The following is a 17,012-nucleotide window of genomic DNA, read 5'->3' on the forward strand; positions in this document are numbered from 1 at the left end:
GAAACAAGCCACCATGGTATCGCTAGAATTTATCCAAGGATATGAATTATCGATTTTTCAGATCGATCGACTTTCGGCATCCTCTCGTTGCCGCGCCGACAGGGCGTGAAACGGGAATTTGTCATGCACGTCGAAGCGCCCGCGCTCGTTCACACCGAGGGCGAATCCAATACCTCGGCGGCCCGCAGCGATTGGGCGGCGGGCATCGGCGACAAGGCAACGCGCGACCTTCTCGCGCGCGACTCGACCGCCTTCCTGCACCAGAACCTGTCGAGCCCGTGCCTCACCGCCATTGCCAGGGCGGAAGGTATCTGGATCGAGGACACGATGGGACGCCGCTACATGGATTTCCATGGCAACAGCGTCCACCACATCGGCTACGGGCATCCCCGTCTCAAGGAGGCGATCAAGGCGCAACTCGACGATCTGTGCTTCGCTCCGCGCCGCTTCACCTGCGAGCCTGCGGTCGAGCTCGCCGAGACGCTCGGGCGGCTGGCGCCGGGCAATCTCGGCAAGGTGCTCTTCACCACCGGCGGCTCGGATGCGATCGAGGTGGCGCTGCGGCTCGCCCGCGCCGCGACCGGGCGCTTCAAGACCCTGTCCTTCTGGGATGCGTTCCATGGTGCCGGCTTCGGCGCTTCGAGCGTCGGCGGCGAAGCGACCTTCCGCTCCGGTATCGCCGGCCCACTCCTGCCCGGCGCGGAGCATGTCGCGCCATGGGGCAACCGGAACTGCGCCTATGGCCATGACAATCTGGAGGATTCGGCCCGCGCCTGCGCTAGGATGATCTCCTATGTGCTGGCGCGCGAGGGAGACGTCGCCGCGGTGATCGCCGAGCCGATGCGGGCGACGCCCTATCCGCCGGCACCCGGCTTCTGGAAGAGCGTGCGCGAGGCCTGCGACCGGCACGGCACGCTGCTGATCTTCGACGAGATCCCGACCGGGCTCGGCAAGACCGGCCGCTTCTTCGCCCATGAGTATGACGAGGTCCAGCCCGACATGGTCGTGCTCGGCAAGGCGTTGGGCGGCGGCATCCTGCCCATCGCCGCCGTCATCGCGCGTCGCGATCTCGACGTGGCCGGAGGCTACGCCATCGGCCATTACACGCATGAGAAGAACCCGGTCACCACCCGCGCGGCGCTGACGACGATCAACATCATTCGCGAGGAGGGGCTGACGGAACGGGCCGCAGAACTCGGCGCGCATGCGATGGAGCGTTTGCGGAACTTCGGCGAGCGCTGCCCATCGGTCGGCGACGTGCGTGGACGCGGGCTGCTGTTCGGGGTCGAGCTGGTCTCCGACCGCGCCGATTTTACGCCGGATAACGGCCTCGCCGAGCGCGCCTATTATCGCTGCCTCGAGGCCGGGCTCAGCTTCAAGATCAGCCAGGGCAACGTCCTCACCTTATCGCCGCCGATGGTCATCACGCGCGCGGAACTCGATCGGGCGCTCGGCATCGTCGAGCAGGCGATCCTCGCAGGCTGAAGGGGCAAGGCGATGAAGGCTGTCCGTACTGACCGGGAACTGGAATGCCCTGAGATCGACGCCGGCCTGCGCGCCCGCGGCGTCGAGCTGGTCACGCTGCCCGACGGCATATCCGAGGAGGCGCTGATGCGGGAGGTCGCCGAGGCGGACCTGCTCCTGATGTGCTACACGCCGGTCACGGCGCGGGTGATCGCCGCAGCCCCGCGGCTCAAGGGCATCGTCAAATACGGCGTCGGCATCGATGCGATCGATATCCCCGCAGCGATCGCGCGCGGCATCCCGGTCGTCAACGTGCCGGAATATGCCGAAGAGACCGTGGCGGAAGGCGCCTTTGCGCTGATGATCGCACTCGCCAGGCGCCTGCCGGAGATCGGCCGCGCCATGGAGCGTGAGGGCTGGATCTGGCCGGCCGGGCGCTGGCTCGGCCGGGACATCGCCGGCGCGACGCTCGGGCTCGTCGGCACCGGCAAGATCGGGCGCAGCATGGCGCGGATGGCCGGGCAGGGGTTCCGGGCCCGCGTTCTCGGCTACGATCCGCATCTCGATAGCGAGGCGATGGCCGCTGCCGGGATCGGGAAGGTCGACGACCTCCACGCGATGCTGCGGCAATGCGATTTCATCTCTCTGCATTGCGTGCTGAACGACGCGACGCGCCATATCCTCGGCCGAGCGGAACTGGCGCGCCTCAAGCCCGGCGCCACCCTCGTCAACGTCTCGCGCGGCGCGCTGATCGACGAGGCGGCGCTGGTCGAGGCGGTTCTGGCTGGCCGGCTCGGCGGGGTCGGCCTCGATGTCTACAGCCAGGAGCCGCTCACCCGGCACGGGCATCCGTTCAGCCCTCTGTTCGGGCGGGACGACGTCATCCTGTTCCCACACCTGACCTTCTTTACCGCGGAAGCCATGCAACGGCTCTCGGACGATACGCTCGCACGTTGCTTCGAGATTCTGGACGGGAAACCGGTGCAGATCCGCTCGCACGATCCGCGCCTGCGGGCACAGACGCGCAACGTAGCCTTCGCCTGAGCTTCCCGTCAGCCAACCTGGACTGAGAGATCCGCCGTGAGATCGCTCTGACGCAAGGAGTGCATATTCGCGCTTGCAGCGATCCGTTCCGCCGCAGAGACTGTGTTGACCAGCAGCATCGTCACGGTCATCGGCCCGACCCCGCCCGGGACGGGCGTGATGTAGGACGCCTTGGTTCTGACGGCGTCGAAGTCGACATCGCCCTGCAGCTTGCCCTGCGGGTCGCGGTTGATCCCGACATCGATCACGACCGCTCCGGTACGAACCATCTGCGCTCCGATGAGTTTGGGCACGCCGGCCGCAACCACCAGGATGTCAGCCAGGATGGTGTATTGAGCGAGATCGCGCGTCTTGGCATGGCAGACCGAGACGGTCGCCTCGCGCGCCATCATCATCAGGGCCATCGGTTTGCCGACGATGTTGCTGGCGCCTACGATCGTGACGTTGCGGCCCTCGACCGGAATCGCAGCGTGGTCGAGCATGCGCATGACGCCGTAGGGCGTGCAGGGCGAGAAGATCGTCTTGCCGACGACAAGGCCGCCTACATTGTAAAGATGGAAGCCATCGACATCCTTGTGAATCGAGATCGTCCGCAGGACGGCCTGGATGTCATGGTGAGGCGGCAGTGGCAGCTGAACGAGGATGCCGTGAACTTCAGCGGCCTCGTTCAGGCGCTCGATCTCGCAAATGAGTTCCTGCGCCGAAATGCCGGCATCGAGCGTGATGAGAGTGGACTTGATGCCGACCTCGGCGCAGGCGCGGACCTTGTTCTCGACATAGACGCGCGAGGCGGGATTCTCACCGATGAGGATCACGACCAGATGCGGCACGACACCGGCACTCGCAGCCAGGTCGGCGACGCGCAAGGAGGTTTCGGCACGGATGTCGCGCGCAATGTCGCGGCCATCGAGGATCCGGGCGCTCACGTGAATCTCCGGCTGCGAGTGGGCTTGCGAGGTGAAAGCGGGCTCTAGCGGAAGATGACCGTGCGCCGGCCGGCCAGCATCACCCGCCGCTCGATGTGGAGGCGCAGGGCCCGGGCCAGGACGACGGCTTCGATGTCCCTTCCGGCGCTCACGAGGTCGTCGGGCGCGAGCGAGTGCTCGGCACGAGCGACGTCCTGCTCGATGATCGGACCTTCGTCGAGGTCGGGGGTCACGTAGTGCGCTGTCGCGCCGATCAGCTTGACGCCGCGGTCGTAGGCTTGGTGGTAGGGCTTGGCGCCCTTGAAGCTCGGCAGGAAGGAGTGGTGGATGTTGATCGCCCGCCCGTCGAGTGCGCGGCAAAGGTCGTTCGATAGCACCTGCATGTAGCGCGCCAGGACGACGAGCGACGCGTCGGTCTCGGCGACGATCTCGAGCAGCCTCGCCTCCTGCTCCGCCTTGGTCGCGGCCGTGACGGGCAGGTGGTGGAAAGGAATGCCGTAATTCTTCGCCAGCGGCTCGAAATCGCGATGGTTGGAGACGATGGCGGGGATCTCGATGTTGAGGTTCCCCGTCGCCTGGCGGAACAGCAGGTCGTTCAGGCAGTGGCCGAAGCGCGAGACCATCAGGAGCACGCGGGCCGGGCGCGCTGCGTCGACCGCGTCCCAATCCATGCGGAAGGTCCCGGCCACGCCGTCGAACTCGCGCCGAAGCGCCGCATCGTCGAAGCGCTCGCCCGCCGCGAAGGCGACGCGCATGAAAAAGCGGCCATCGCGCGGGTCGCTGAATTGCGCGCTCTCCAGGATGTTGCAGCCCTGGCGGTAGAGCACGCCGCTGACGGCGTGCACGATGCCGGGGCGATCCTCGCAGGAAAGGGTGAGGATGCGGGCCGGCTTTTGCACCGCGATGTCCCTGGGGATGGCCGGCGCGAGTGGGGCGAGGTCGGTCATGCGCTTAATTCCCGCGCTGTGGCTTGCGGTCGAGCGGTGCGGCGAGGCTGGCGGTCACAGGGATTGCCACACCCGCAAGATCGATCGTCCAGTTGCGTGCGTCGAGCCAGGCCTGGTCGATCGGCTCGGGGCTCTCGGCCCAGCCGAGCGCGACGATTCCATCGACGGTCGCGCCGAACGACGCCGAGGTGATCTCGCCGACGGGCTTGCCGTCGGCCAGGATCGCCTCGCCGCCCCAGGCCATCTGGCCGTTCGGGCGCGGGCCGACGAGCGCCACCAATCGTTTTGTGCGCGGGGCCGCGCGGGCCGCGGTGAGTGCGTCGCGGCCGACGAAATCACCCTTGTTCAGCTTCACGGCGAAGCCGAGCCCGGCCTCGTAGGGGTTGATGTCCGGCGTCAGCTCGCGGCCCCAGGCGCGGAAGCCCTTCTCGATGCGCAGCGAGTCGACGGCGTAGTATCCGACGTCGACGAGACCGAGATCGGCCCCGGCCTCGTGCAGCGTATCGTAGATGGCAGGCGCGAATTCGACGGGCACGTAGAGTTCGAATCCCTCTCCCAGATAGGAGCGGCGGCAGGCCCAGCTCGTGGCATAGCCGATCGTGATCTGCCGGATCGCATTGGCCGGAAAGTCGGCGAGGGCGAACGAGGTCGGCGAGACGCGGCTCAGGATTTCGACCACCTTCGGGCCGCAGAGCGAGAGCACGGCGTAGGCGGAGGTCACGTCCGTCAGCGTCACGCCGACGGGAAGCTGGCGCCGGATCCAGTGGGCGTCGCGGGTCGCTTGCGCGGTGCCGGTGAGGAGGAGATAGGTGTCGGGGGCAATGCGGGCGGCGGTCAGGTCGCTTTCGAAGGTACCGCGCGCATTGAGCAGCGCGGTGTAGACCGAACTGCCGACCGGTACGGCGACGTCGTTGGCGGCGAGGCGCTGAAGTGCCTGCTCGGCATCCGGCCCCTGCAGCAAGAACTTGGCGAAGCTGCTCATGTCCGCGATGCCAGCCGCCTCGCGGCAGGCGTGGTGCTCGGCCGCGACGGTCTCGAACCAGTTCTGCGGACCGAACGAATAGCGGATCGTGCGCTGGTCTTCATTGCGGGCGAAATAATTCGCGCGCTCCCAGCCCATCTTGGAACCGAAGACCGCAGCCTTGGCGGCGAGGCGATCATAGAGCGGCGAGCGCCGGAAGGGGCGAGCAGTATCGAGCTCGCGGTTCGGCCAGGGCATGGCGTAGTGGAGTCCGAGCGTCTCCTTGATGCGATCCTTCAGCCAGGCCGGGTTGTTGTTGAAGTCGGCGAAGCGGCGGATGTCCACGGGCCAGAGGTCACTCGTCGCCTCGCCCTCGACGATCCATTCGGCGAGCGCGCGGCCGGCGCCGCCGGCGGAGGCGATGCCCATCGAATTGAAGCCGGCCCCGACATAGACGCCGGCGACCTCCGGTGCCTCGCCGAGCAGGAAGTTGTTGTCCGGCGTGAAGCTCTCGGGGCCGTTGAGGAAAGTCTTGACCTCGGCCGTTTCCAGCGCCGGCACACGCTGCAGCGCGTTCTCCATCAGGATCGCGAACTGGTCCCAGTCGTCGGGCAGGAGCTGGAATTCGAAGGGGTAGGGGATTCCGTCCATGCCCCAGGGCTTCGCATCCGGCTCGAAGCCGCCCATGACGAGGCCCCCGACCTCCTCCTTGTAATAGGTGTAGCCATCGGGGTCGCGCATCACCGGCAGGTCCGGCGTCACGCCCTCGATCTTGCCGGTGACGATGTACATGTGCTCGGCCGAGTGCAGCGGCACCGAGACGCCGCACATCTGTCCGACGGTGCGAGACCATTGTCCCGCACAGATGGCAAGGACTTCGCATTCGACCCGGCCCTGATCGGTGAGCACCGCCTTGACCCGGCCCTTGTCGGTCTCGATGCCGGTGACGCGGATGCCCTCGCGCACGATCGCGCCGCCATTGCGCGCGCCGCGCGCCAGCGCCTGGGTGATATCGGCCGGATTTGCCTTGCCGTCGCCGGGGAGCCAGACGCCGCCGGCGAGGTCGTCGGTGCGCATCACCGGCCATTTATCGCCGGCCTCCTTTGGGCTGAGCTCCTCGATTTCGACGCCTTGGGCGCGTGCCGCCGAAATCGTCCGGCGCAATTGCGTCATGCGCTCGGGCGTGCGGGCGACCGAAACCGAGCCGCAGCGCTTCCAGCCGGTGGCGAGTTCGGTCTCGTCCTCCAGCGAGGCGTAGAGCTCGGTCGAGTAACGGATCAGCCGCGTCATGCTGGACTGGCTGCGCAACTGTCCGACGAGGCCCGCCGCATGCCAGGTCGTGCCGGAGGAGAGACGCCCCTGTTCCAGCAGCAGCACGTCGCGCCAGCCGAGCTTGGTCAGGTGATAGGCGACCGAGCAGCCGATGATACCGCCGCCGATGATGACGACGCGAGATTGGGTGGGAATGGACATGAGCGCCTCCGCGATGAAGGCAGTCTAGCAAACAAAAATCAAAAAACAACAAAAAACCACAAAAACGGTCAAATTAGGAGGCGCGTACGGTGACCCCGCGTTCGACCAGCTTCGCGGCGAGCGGCGCAGGCGGCATCTGGTCGACCAGCAATCCCGTGAAAGGCTCGTCGCTGCCGATGCGACTGGGCAGGACGAGCCCGAACTTGCTGCTGTCGGCCATCAGGAAACCTTGCTCCGCGGCGTGCAGCAGGGCGCTTCGGGTCGCCGCGCCGGCGCGGGTATAGTCGGTCAGCCGCCCATCCGGATCGACGCCGCCGACGCTGACGAAGGCGAAGTCGGCGGAGAGTCGCGCGATCGCTCGCAAGGTCTCGGCGCCGGTCGTCGCATCCTCGTTGCGGTCGAACTCGCCGCCGATCAGGAAGACACGGGCGCCGGGAAGCCGGCTCGCGAGCCGCGCATTCTCGAGCGACGTCGTGTGCACGACCAGGCGCTTGCGGTCCGAGCGTGCCAGAGCACGCGCCAGAGCCTCGGTCGTCGTGCCCGAATCGAGCAGGATGGTCATGCCGTCGCCGAGCATCGAGACCGCCAGATCGGCGATGAGTTCCTTGCCGGCACGGTTCACGGTCCGTCGGCTGGCGAAGGACGCTTCTGAACGCTCGTTCCGGATCGCTCCGCCGTGAACAATCGATAGTAACCCGCCCGTTGAGAGGGCCTTGAGGTCGCGCCGGATCGTCTCGCGCGAGACGTCGAGCGCCTGGGCAAGTTCTTCGACGGTGACCGAGCCGAGCTCATCGAGCTTGGTCAGGATGGCGTGGTGCCGCCGCGCGGCGATGTCGCGTGTCATGGGAGCGAAATAGGACGAAACCCGGTTGAATTGGCAAGCGGCCAGGCCGCGTCCGATGCCGTGCTCAGGCGACGCCGCACCGTCAACCATGACAGTCATGCTGCTAAGTCAATGCCGCGTGGTGCGCAGGAACTCGGCGAGACGCGCATTTTTGGGCGCGCCGAAGATCTGTGCGGGCGGCCCGTCCTCGACGATGCGCCCTTGTTCCATGAAGACGACGCGGCTGGAGACGTCGCGCGCAAAGCGCATCTCGTGCGTGACGATCAGCAGGGTCGCTCCGTCGTCGGCGATGCCCTTCACCGTATTGAGCACCTCCTGGACGAGCTCGGGATCGAGCGCGGAGGTCACCTCGTCGAGGAGCACGAGCTTCGGATTCATCGCGAGTGCCCGTGCGATGGCGACGCGCTGCTGCTGGCCGCCGGAGAGCTGGCTCGGATAATGGTCGGCACGGGGGGCGAGGCCGACGCGGGCGAGCCAGCTTTCGGCGATGGCGCGCGCTTCCGCCTTCGGCAGCTTCAGCACCTTGCGCAGGCCGAGCATGACGTTGCCGGCGGCGCTGAGATGCGGAAACAGGTTGAAGCTCTGGAAGACCATGCCGGTCATCGCCCGCTGGCGTGACAGCTCCCTGTCACCCAGCCGCTGGCGCCGGCCATTGCTCGCGCGATAGCCGATCGTCTCGCCATCGAGGACGATATCGCCGCCCTGGTACTCCTCGAGCAGGTTGACGCAGCGCAGCAGCGTCGTCTTGCCGGAACCGCTGGAGCCGATGATCGAGACGACATCGCCCTGGCTCAACTCGAGATCGACGCCTTTCAGCACTTCGGTTGAGCCGAACTGTTTCTTCAGTCCGCGGATGGCGAGGAGGGAAGGCTGCTTGTCGTTCATCAGGGCTGCCCCACCCGTCTTTCGACGGCCTTGCCGAGCTGGTCCAGGACAATGTTGATCGCGAGGTAGAGGATGCCCGCGAAGACATAGAACTGGATGGTCATGAAGTTGCGGCCGATGACCTCCTGCGTCTTCAGCAGGAGCTCGCCGACGCCGATGATCGAGAGCAGGCTGGAGCCCTTGATCAGCTCGACGCCCGTGTTGATCCAGGGCGGCAGGGCCGAGCGGACCGCCTGCGGCAGCAGCACATAGGCGAGGAGCTGCGGATAGGTCAGGCCGATGCTGCGCCCCGCCTCGGCCTGCCCCGGCGGGATTGCCTGCAGCGAGCCGCGCATCAGCTCGCCGATATGGGCGCCGGCGAACAGCGCCAGCGCCAGGATGCCGGCCTGAGTCGGGCCGAGGCTGAGACCTACGACCGCCGGGATGTAGTAGGCGGCGAGGATCAGCACGAGCACGGGCGTGCCGCGCATGATGTCGACATAGATGCGGAAGGGCAGGCGCAGCCACCACGGCGCATAGGCGAGCTGGATGCCGACGATGACGCCGAGCAGCGTGCCGAACAGGATCGAGGCCGCGGCGCTCCCGATCGTCAGCAGCAGGCCATCCCAGAGGGGCCAGCGGGCGATCCAGAGCTGATCGAGGAAAGCTTGCATGGCCGCTCAGAACTTCGGGAAGCGTCGTTCGAGGCCGCGCAGCAGCGCCGCGATGACCATGCAGGCGGCGATGTAGAGCCCGCTCGCGACCGTCCAGGTCTCGATCACGCGGAAGGTGTCGACATTGATCTTGCGTGCTTCGAAGGTGAGCTCCGGCACGGCGATGGCGGCGGCGATCGAACTGTCCTTGAACATGCCGATGAAGGTGTTGCCGAGCGAGGGCAGGGCGTTGCGTAGCATGATCGGCGCCACGACCGAGACATTGGTCTGCAGTCGCGTCAGGCCGATCGCACGCGCCGCCTCGATCACACCCTTGGGCACGGAGGTGAGCCCGGCCCGGAACACCTCGGTGAGATAGGCGCCGGAATAGAGCGCGAGCGCCCCAGCGAAGCTCTGATACTTGTCGAGTGTGATGCCGGCCTGGGGCAGGGCGAAATAGGCGAGCAGGACGAGCACGAGCAGCGGCAGGTTGCGGATCAGCGCGACGTAAGTAGCCGCAAGGCCGCGCAGCGCGCGATACGGCGCAACGCTGGCGAACGCCGCCAGCAGGCCGAGCACCGTCCCGATCGCGACCGCGACGACGGCTAGTCCGAGGCCGATGGCCAGCCCCGACAAAAGCTTGTCGAAGCTGGCCCAGACGGCGCCGAAATGCAGCGAGTACTCCACCGGGAGACTGCTCCCGGCTTAGCGGAATTCCTGCGGGAAGCCGATCTTGGGCTCCGGAGGCGTCTCGCCGAACCAGCGCTCATAGGCCGCCTTGTAGACGGGGAAGGTCGTCCCGGTCATCGACTCGCGTAGCGCGATGTTGACGAAGTTGAGCCAGTCCGGGTCACCCTGCTTGACGATGCAGGAATAGGTTTGCGGGTTCCAGCTGAAGCCGGAATCCACATAGCGGCCGGCGTTCTGCTTCATGTAGTAGCGCAGCGACGACGAGTCGGTGGCGGCAGCCTGGGCGCGGCCCGAATTCAGGGACTGGTACATCAGGTCGACACTCTCGAACTGATCGACCTTGGCCTCCGGCAGTGCGTCCTTGACCATCTTCTCGGCGAACACGTTCTGCAGCACCGAAACCGTGACCTTGCTGCCGGCCGCCTTCATAGCGGCATAGTCGGCATAGGGGCCGCCGGCAACCAGCATCAGGCTGACGCCCTCGCGATAATAGGGAACGGTGAAGGCGACCTGCTGGGCGCGAGCGGCCGTCACGGTCACGAACTGGCAGGCGATGTCGACCTTGCCGGTAACGATGTTCGGGATGCGGGCGTCGGAGGCCTGGTTGACGAACTCGATCTTGTTGGGGTCGTCGAACAGACCTTGCGCGATGATCTTGGCGATCTCGATGTCGAAGCCGACGAGTTCGCCCTTCTCGTTGCGGAAGTGCCAGGGCGGGTTGGTGCTGCCGGTACCGACGACGAGCTTGCCGCGGCTCAGCACCTCCTTGAGCTTGCCCTGAGCCGAGGCTCCCGTTGCGGGCAATAGGGCGCAGGCGACCACTCCGAGCCCTGCGGCGATCTTCATCAGATTCTGAAACATGGCATCCCCTCCGCCTGTCGTGAAAAACCGCTCGATGGCAGGCGCAGCGACAAGCAGACGACGCATCGCCTTCCTCGAACAAGATGCGCCTGTTCCGCGAGAGGAAACAGGGGCTTTGCCAGACGCGTTTCTCCCTAGGCGCGGCCGGCGTCAGCGTGGATCGGAAAGACCGGTTGGCGCAAACGCGTATAGGGCAACCCGGCGATCTTGCTGGTGCAGGGGCCGGGTGTCGCCACGGTGAAGCTGCCCTTGGCGATCTTGTCATAGGCGCGCCGATGCGCCACCGCCGCCTTGACGCCGATGGCCTTGAGGCCTTCCGGTTCGATGCCCTGCGAGCGGAGCTGCCCGAGATCGAAGGGCGGCGTCTTGCGGCTTGTCAGCAGTATGGTGACGCCGGCGACCCTGACCACCACGCTCGGCCCCATGCTGAAGCGCGAGCCCTGCGAGGCGGCTAGATGGCTGTTGATGTCCTCGAGCGCGAACTCGCCATCGCTCGCGCTGACGAAGACCGCATCGGTCTCGACCGGCCCTTCTGCGATGGCGCTGCCCTTGCCGCCGATCGAGAGCCTGCGGACCTCGCCCGGCGTGGCACCGGCCATCGCCGCGACGGCAGCCGGGTCGGCGATGGCGACGGCACAGTTCTCGACGCCATGGCGCATGAAGGCGCGCAGCACCGAGGTGCTGTCGCCGGGCGCGCCGCCGCCGATATTGTCGGCCGGCTCGACGACGATGTAGGGGCCGCCCGGCGAGCGCAGGATTTCGGCGATCGCCTGATCCAGGTCCCATTCCGCCGGCAGGCCGAGCTCGCGCAGCTCTATCGCGGTCTGGGTCAGACGGTCGAGCGCGTCTCTGGCGGCGGAGTCGGGCCCGGTGAACGCGACGGCGAAGGCGACGCCGGCCTCAGGCACATCCGAGAAGGAATAGCCGCCGACGACGTTCGCCACCCAGATCGCAGGATTGTCCTGCTCGATCTGACGGGCGAGCGCCTCGAGGTCCTTCATCGGTCGATCGGCTGTGCCGGTACCGGTCGGCGGCCACATCACCGGCGCATTGCAGGAGAGCATGTGCGGAAGCTCGCCCTCGTTCAAGGACCGCGCCAGCAACCGCGCCGAGCGCACGGCGGAGTCGCGTGCGTCGGTATGCGGGTTCTCGCGATAGGCGACGAGGGCGTTGGCATTCTGCGCCATGGCAGCGGTGAAATTGGCGTGCAGGTCGAAGACCCCGAAAACGGGCAGCCTCTTGCAGCCGGGCACCGAGCGGATATGGGCAAGTAGTGCACCTTCCGGATCAGGGTTCTCGCTCGTGACCATGGCGCCATGCAGCGCCAGCCAGATGCCGTCGAGCCCGCCGGAGGCGAGAGCAGCGTTCAGCACGGCATCGAACTCGCGCAGGAAGCGCTCGAACACGGCATGATCGACCGTGCCGGCCGGCAGGGCGGTGAAGTCGACCGTGGGCACGACCTCCCAGCCTTCCGCTGCCGCGACCTCGAGGAAACCGTCCACGGTCGAGCCGTCGCCGCGCCGCTGCAGAAGTTCCTCGCCCTGGCGGATGGTGAAGTCGGCGAGCGTGGTGATCTCGTCGACGAAGCTGTGCGTCTCGTGGAAGAGCGCTCCGAGCAGGATGCGGCGCGTCCGGGACATGATCTGGGGAGCTCTCGTGGAGGCAGTGCCGCAGCATCACGGCCGCTCGGCTGTTCCGGATCAAGGCTGCATTGTTCCGCCCCAGGGAACGCAGATGCTTTGACACGGCAAGCCTGCTCCCGGTTTCATGATCATGCCGGCGACCGAAGGGGCGGGCGCCGGCGCTGCTTGGGAACGGATCCGCATGCGCGTCTTCACTGCGTCGCTGGCGACGGAAACCAACACCTTTGCGCCGCTCTATGTCGACCGCAGCGCCTTCGAGAGTGCCTTCTACTGCCCGCCCGGCACGCATCCGGATACGCCGACGCTGTGTTCGGCGCCGATCGTCGCGGCGCGCCGCCGCGCCGCCAGCGAGGGCTACGACCTGGTCGAGGGCACGGCGACCTGGGCCGAGCCGGCCGGGCTGGTCTCGCGCGATGGCTATGAGAGCCTGCGCGACGAGATTTTGGGCCAGCTCCGGGCGGCGCTGCCGGTCGACATCGTGCTGCTCGGCCTGCACGGCGCGATGGTGGCGCAGGGCTATGATGATTGCGAGGGCGACCTGATCGCCCGGGCGCGGGCGCTCGCCGGGCCGGACTGCGTCATCGGCGTCGAACTCGACATGCACTGTCATCTCAGCGCCGAGATGGTCCAGGGTGCGGACATCATCGTCGCCTTCAAGGAGTTTCCGCATACCGACTTCCTGGCGCGGGCCGAGGATCTGCTGGAGCTCTGCCTCCGGGCTGCGCGCGGCGAGGTGAAGCCGGTGAGCGCGGTCTTCGATTGCCGCGGGCTCGCCGCCTTCATGACCAGCCGCGAGCCCGGCCGCAGCTTCGTCGATCGCATCAAGGCGATGGAGGGCCGGGACGGCATTCTCAGCATCTCTGTCGCACACGGCTTCCAGGCGGCGGATGTCGCCGATGTCGGGACCAAAGTCCTGGTCATCGCCGACGGAGACCGGGACAAGGCCGCCGTTCTGGCGAAAAAGCTTGGACTCGAGATCCTTGGCTGGGGGCAGGGCGCCTCGCCGAAGCACTACAAGCCGGAGGAGGGCATCGCGGCGGCTCTGGCGCTGGCCGAGGCGGGTCGGCCCGTCATCCTCGCCGATCGTTGGGACAATCCGGGTGGTGGCGTTGCCGGCGATTCCTCCGTGATGGTCGAGGCCCTGCTGCGCCATCCCGATATCCCTGCGGCGATCGGCGCGCTCTGGGACCCTATCGCGGTGAGCCTATGTCGTGCGGCCGGTGTCGGCGCGGAGATCCCGCTGCGCTTCGCCGGCAAGGCGGCACCGTCCTCCGGCCGGCCGATTGACGCGGTCGTGCAGGTCATCGGGACGGCCACCGACCTGCTGATCCCTTTCGAGCAGAGCTGGGTCTCGCTCGGTCCAGCCGCTGCAATCCGGATCGGTAAGCTCGACATCGTGCTGGCCTCGACCCGGGCCCAGACTTTCAGCCCGCCGGTCTTCACCGATCTCGGCATCGACCTCGCGGCGCAGACGCTGGTCGTGGTCAAGTCCTCGAACCATTTCCACGCAGCCTTCGCGCCGATCGCCGCGAGCGTGCTCTATCTCGACAGCGGCGGGCCTTATCCGCCCGACGCCAGCAAGATCCCCTACACCAAGGTCAAGCGCCCCTTTTCTCCACTGGATCCGAACCCATGGCTGTAACTTCTCAAGTCGCCCTCCCGCGCCTCTCGCTGGGCGAAATCGAAGATCAGCAGCTCGACGAGACGGTCAAGGGGATGCCGCCCGGAGCGTCCCTACGACTCGGCGATATAGGGCATCAGGGCTGGAACGTCCTCGCCGGTGACATGCCGCTGCCGCTCGCTGTCATCCGCGAGAGCGTCCTTAACGCCAACAGCGCTTGGATGGCCGCCTTCACCGCTGCCAACGACCTGCTCATCGCGCCGCATGGCAAGACGACCATGGCGCCGCAGCTTTTCGATCTGCAGATCGCCGACGGCGCCTGGGCGATCACGGTCGCGACCATGCAGCAGCTCGCCGTCTGCCGCCGCTATGGCGTCAAGCGCGTTATCCTCGCCAACCAGCCGGTTGGGCGGCAGGAGATCGCCGCCTGCTTTGACGTGCTGCGGGAACCGGGATTCGAACTCTATTGCCTCGCCGACAGCGTCGCTGGCGTCGAGCTATTAGCGGAGGCTGCCGGCCGAGAGCGAACCGCCAATTCGCTGCGCATCCTCGTCGAGATCGGCTTCATGGGCGGGCGTACCGGCGCTCGCAGCCAGGCGGAAGCGCTCGCTGTGGCGCGCGCGGTTGCCGCGTCACCAGGGTTGCGGCTCTCCGGCTTCGAATGCTTCGAGGGGCTGCTCAGCGAACCGAAGGCGGCCGATCGCCTGCTCGACGAAGTCGTCGTGACGGCCGCGGCGGCGGAGGCCGAAGACCTGCTCGGACCGGAGCCGATGGTGCTGAGCGCTGGCGGAACCTCGCTGTTCGACCGCGCCGGTGAGCGCTTCAACGCTGCCTCCTTCGCGCGGCCGATCCTCAAGCTGCTGCGCTCCGGCTGCTATCTCACCCATGACTCCACGACCTACACGGCCTCGTTCCGCCGGATCATCATGGAGACGAGCCTTGTATTGCCGCCGGGCGGGCTCGAGCCGGCGCTCGAGGTCTGGGCCTATGTCCAGTCGCGGCCCGAGCGCGGGCGCAGCCTGCTCACCGTCGGCAAGCGCGACATCAGCTACGATTCCGGTTTGCCGGTGCCGCTGCGCTGGTTCAGGCCGGGCGGCTCGATGGTGCGGCCGGAGCCGATGCCGGCCGGGCACACGGTCCTCGCGCTCAACGACCAGCACTGCCATCTCGGCACGCCGGAAGCGAGCCCGCTCCAGGTCGGCGACATGGTCGCCTTCGGCATCGGCCATCCCTGCACGACCTTCGACAAATGGGCGCACCTGATGCTGGTCGACGACGACTACCAAGTCACGGGGGCGGTCCGGACGTTCTTCTGATGCCTTCGCTTTGCGTTCCTTCCTGCGGAACGTTGAATCCTTGACGCGAAATATCTGCGGCAACTACGCTTTTGCCATGTCGCGGTCCTCCGTCTCGGCCGATTGGCGCTGCCAGACCGAGACCTTTGGGTAAGCGGATCGCTGCACGCGGTGGGCAACCTGCGATGGAAGCCTATGTCGGGAGGTCGATGTGCGTCTGGCCCTGATCCACATTGTGCAGGAGACGAACGACTTCAATCCGGTGCTGACCACGCTCTCCGATTTCCAGGCCTTTGGGCTTTATGAGGGCGAGGAGATCGCCCGGCGTTTCGGCGATATCGGCCAGATTGGCGGCCATTACGCTGCGATCCGTGAGGCTGGCGTCGAGGTCGAGACCATTCCGATCATCCGAGCCTGGGCGGTGGCCGGCGGTCGGATCTCGCGCGAGGCCTTCGATTTCTTCCAGGAGAAGATCCGCATTGGTCTCGAAGCCATCGGGCCGATCGACGGGCTCGTCCTGCATTTGCATGGCGCCTGCGCCGCCGAGGGCGTCGACGATGTCGAGGGCGAGCAGGTCGAACTCTGCCGCCAGATCCTCGGCCCCGATGTTCCGATCCTGCTCGGGCTCGATCATCACGCCAACGTCACGCACAAGATCATGGCCAATTGCACGGCCATCGTCGGGCACCGGACCCAACCGCACGATGTCTTCGATACCGGCAAGGTCGGTACGCAGGTGCTGCTGCGCATCCTGACCGGCAAGCTCAAGCCGGTGATGGCCTGGCGCAAGATTCCGCTGCTCTCGCATCAGGAGCAGTTCCTGACCTCGAAGGGCCCGATGAAGCTCTGGTTCGACCGGGCAAGGGCACTCGAAGCCGATCCGCGCGTGCTGCAGGCCTCGAACTATCCGATGCAGCCTTGGCTCGACGTCGCCGAGGGTGGCTGGTCGACCATCGTCGTCACCGATGGCGATCAGGCGCTGGCCGAGAAACTCGCGGACGATCTCGCCGATCTCGCCTGGTCGATGCGCGACGATTTCCAGGTGCGCGAAGCCGTCTCGGTCGACGATGCCGTGCGCGGGGCCGATGCCGCCGAGCGTGGCATGGTCGTGCTGAGCGACACCGGCGATACGGTCTTCGGTGGCGCGGCCGGCGACAGCAACCTGATCCTGGAGTCGATCCTGCGGCAGGGCACGAAGAGCCGGACCCTGATCCCGCTGATCTCGCCGCAGGCGGTCGCGACACTGGTCGCGGCGGGCGAGGGTGCGCAGGTGACCTTGCCGCTCGGCGGCGATGCCGCGATTGCGTTCTTCAAGCCGCTGATGGTGACCGGGCGAGTGCGGCGGATCGGCGGCGGCCCGGTCCGGCTGGACTATAATCACCAGCCGGAGGTCGACATGGGCCGCGTCGTCATCTTCGATGTCGGCCCGGTCACGCTGCTGATCAGCGAATTGCGCGGCGTCGCCGGCAATGTGCCGGGCGTCTACGAGGCCTTCGGCATCGACCTTTCCGACTACAAGATGGCCGTGCTCAAGACGGCTTCGAACTTCCAGTACTTCGCCCCGATCACCTCGCAGGTGATCCGCGCCGACACGCGCGGGCCGGGGCAGTCCGATGTCTTCACCCTGCCGTGGCAGCGCATTCCACGGCCGGTCTACCCACTGGAAACAATAAGCGACTGGCGGGCGCATTCGTCCCAGCCGGGAGCGGGAACGGGCTGATTGTCG

At 66.8% G+C, this 17,012-nt stretch carries 14 protein-coding genes; 5 read left to right on the forward strand and 9 right to left on the reverse strand.

The features are described from left to right. Positions 1-123 precede the first annotated feature (123 nt). Positions 124-1,485, forward strand: coding sequence for a (R)-1-hydroxy-2-aminoethylphosphonate ammonia-lyase (gene pbfA / locus QO058_RS00075; RefSeq protein WP_284169741.1), 1,362 nt, complete (start codon positions 124-126; stop codon positions 1,483-1,485). A gap of 12 nt (positions 1,486-1,497) precedes the next feature. Beyond that, complete coding sequence (locus tag QO058_RS00080; protein ID WP_284169742.1) at positions 1,498-2,508, forward strand: 2-hydroxyacid dehydrogenase; 1,011 nt, start codon at positions 1,498-1,500, stop codon at positions 2,506-2,508. An 8-nt stretch (positions 2,509-2,516) separates the two neighbouring features. Here the strand turns inward: QO058_RS00080 and QO058_RS00085 are convergent, their stop codons facing one another. From QO058_RS00085 to QO058_RS00125, 9 genes are all read right to left on the reverse strand, one after another. Continuing rightward, complete coding sequence (locus tag QO058_RS00085) at positions 2,517-3,434, reverse strand: bifunctional 5,10-methylenetetrahydrofolate dehydrogenase/5,10-methenyltetrahydrofolate cyclohydrolase (protein ID WP_284169743.1); 918 nt, start codon at positions 3,432-3,434, stop codon at positions 2,517-2,519. Positions 3,435-3,478: 44 nt separating this feature from the next. Then, complete coding sequence (purU, locus tag QO058_RS00090; RefSeq protein ID WP_284169744.1) at positions 3,479-4,381, reverse strand: formyltetrahydrofolate deformylase; 903 nt, start codon at positions 4,379-4,381, stop codon at positions 3,479-3,481. A gap of 4 nt (positions 4,382-4,385) precedes the next feature. Beyond that, positions 4,386-6,815, reverse strand: a complete 2,430-nt coding sequence (locus QO058_RS00095; RefSeq protein WP_284169745.1) for a GcvT family protein — start codon at positions 6,813-6,815, stop codon at positions 4,386-4,388. A gap of 73 nt (positions 6,816-6,888) precedes the next feature. Further along, positions 6,889-7,758 (reverse strand): DeoR/GlpR family DNA-binding transcription regulator, encoded by an 870-nt coding sequence (locus QO058_RS00100; protein ID WP_284169746.1) that lies wholly within the window; start codon positions 7,756-7,758, stop codon positions 6,889-6,891. A 9-nt stretch (positions 7,759-7,767) separates the two neighbouring features. Further along, positions 7,768-8,544, reverse strand: coding sequence for an amino acid ABC transporter ATP-binding protein (locus QO058_RS00105; protein ID WP_284169747.1), 777 nt, complete (start codon positions 8,542-8,544; stop codon positions 7,768-7,770). After that, positions 8,544-9,197 carry an amino acid ABC transporter permease gene (locus QO058_RS00110; protein WP_284169748.1) on the reverse strand — a complete coding sequence of 218 codons (654 nt, stop codon included), beginning with the start codon at positions 9,195-9,197 and terminating at the stop codon, positions 8,544-8,546. The genes QO058_RS00105 and QO058_RS00110 overlap by 1 nt, the downstream gene beginning before the upstream one ends. Positions 9,198-9,203: 6 nt before the next feature. After that, the gene (locus QO058_RS00115; RefSeq protein WP_284169749.1) at positions 9,204-9,863 is read right to left on the reverse strand and encodes an amino acid ABC transporter permease; all 660 of its coding nucleotides are present in this window, start codon (positions 9,861-9,863) and stop codon (positions 9,204-9,206) included. 18 nt (positions 9,864-9,881) lie between these two features. Further along, positions 9,882-10,727, reverse strand: a complete 846-nt coding sequence (locus QO058_RS00120; protein WP_284169750.1) for a transporter substrate-binding domain-containing protein — start codon at positions 10,725-10,727, stop codon at positions 9,882-9,884. 134 nt (positions 10,728-10,861) lie between these two features. After that, positions 10,862-12,367 (reverse strand): M81 family metallopeptidase, encoded by a 1,506-nt coding sequence (locus tag QO058_RS00125; protein WP_284169751.1) that lies wholly within the window; start codon positions 12,365-12,367, stop codon positions 10,862-10,864. A gap of 184 nt (positions 12,368-12,551) precedes the next feature. Here QO058_RS00125 and QO058_RS00130 point away from each other — a divergent pair, with 184 nt between their 5' ends. The 3 genes from QO058_RS00130 (at position 12,552) to QO058_RS00140 (ending at position 17,006) form a co-directional block, all read left to right on the forward strand. After that, on the forward strand, positions 12,552-14,012 hold the full coding sequence (locus QO058_RS00130; RefSeq protein ID WP_284169752.1) for a M81 family metallopeptidase: 1,461 nt from the start codon (positions 12,552-12,554) through the stop codon (positions 14,010-14,012). Then, entirely contained in the window at positions 14,003-15,307 is a 1,305-nt protein-coding gene (locus tag QO058_RS00135; RefSeq protein ID WP_284169753.1) for an alanine racemase, read from the forward strand. The genes QO058_RS00130 and QO058_RS00135 overlap by 10 nt, the downstream gene beginning before the upstream one ends. A gap of 190 nt (positions 15,308-15,497) precedes the next feature. Further along, the gene (locus QO058_RS00140) at positions 15,498-17,006 is read left to right on the forward strand and encodes a M81 family metallopeptidase (RefSeq protein WP_284169754.1); all 1,509 of its coding nucleotides are present in this window, start codon (positions 15,498-15,500) and stop codon (positions 17,004-17,006) included. Positions 17,007-17,012 lie beyond the last annotated feature (6 nt).

It is taken from the genome of Bosea vestrisii (assembly GCF_030144325.1).
In the GTDB taxonomy this organism is placed as follows: domain Bacteria; phylum Pseudomonadota; class Alphaproteobacteria; order Rhizobiales; family Beijerinckiaceae; genus Allobosea; species Allobosea vestrisii_A.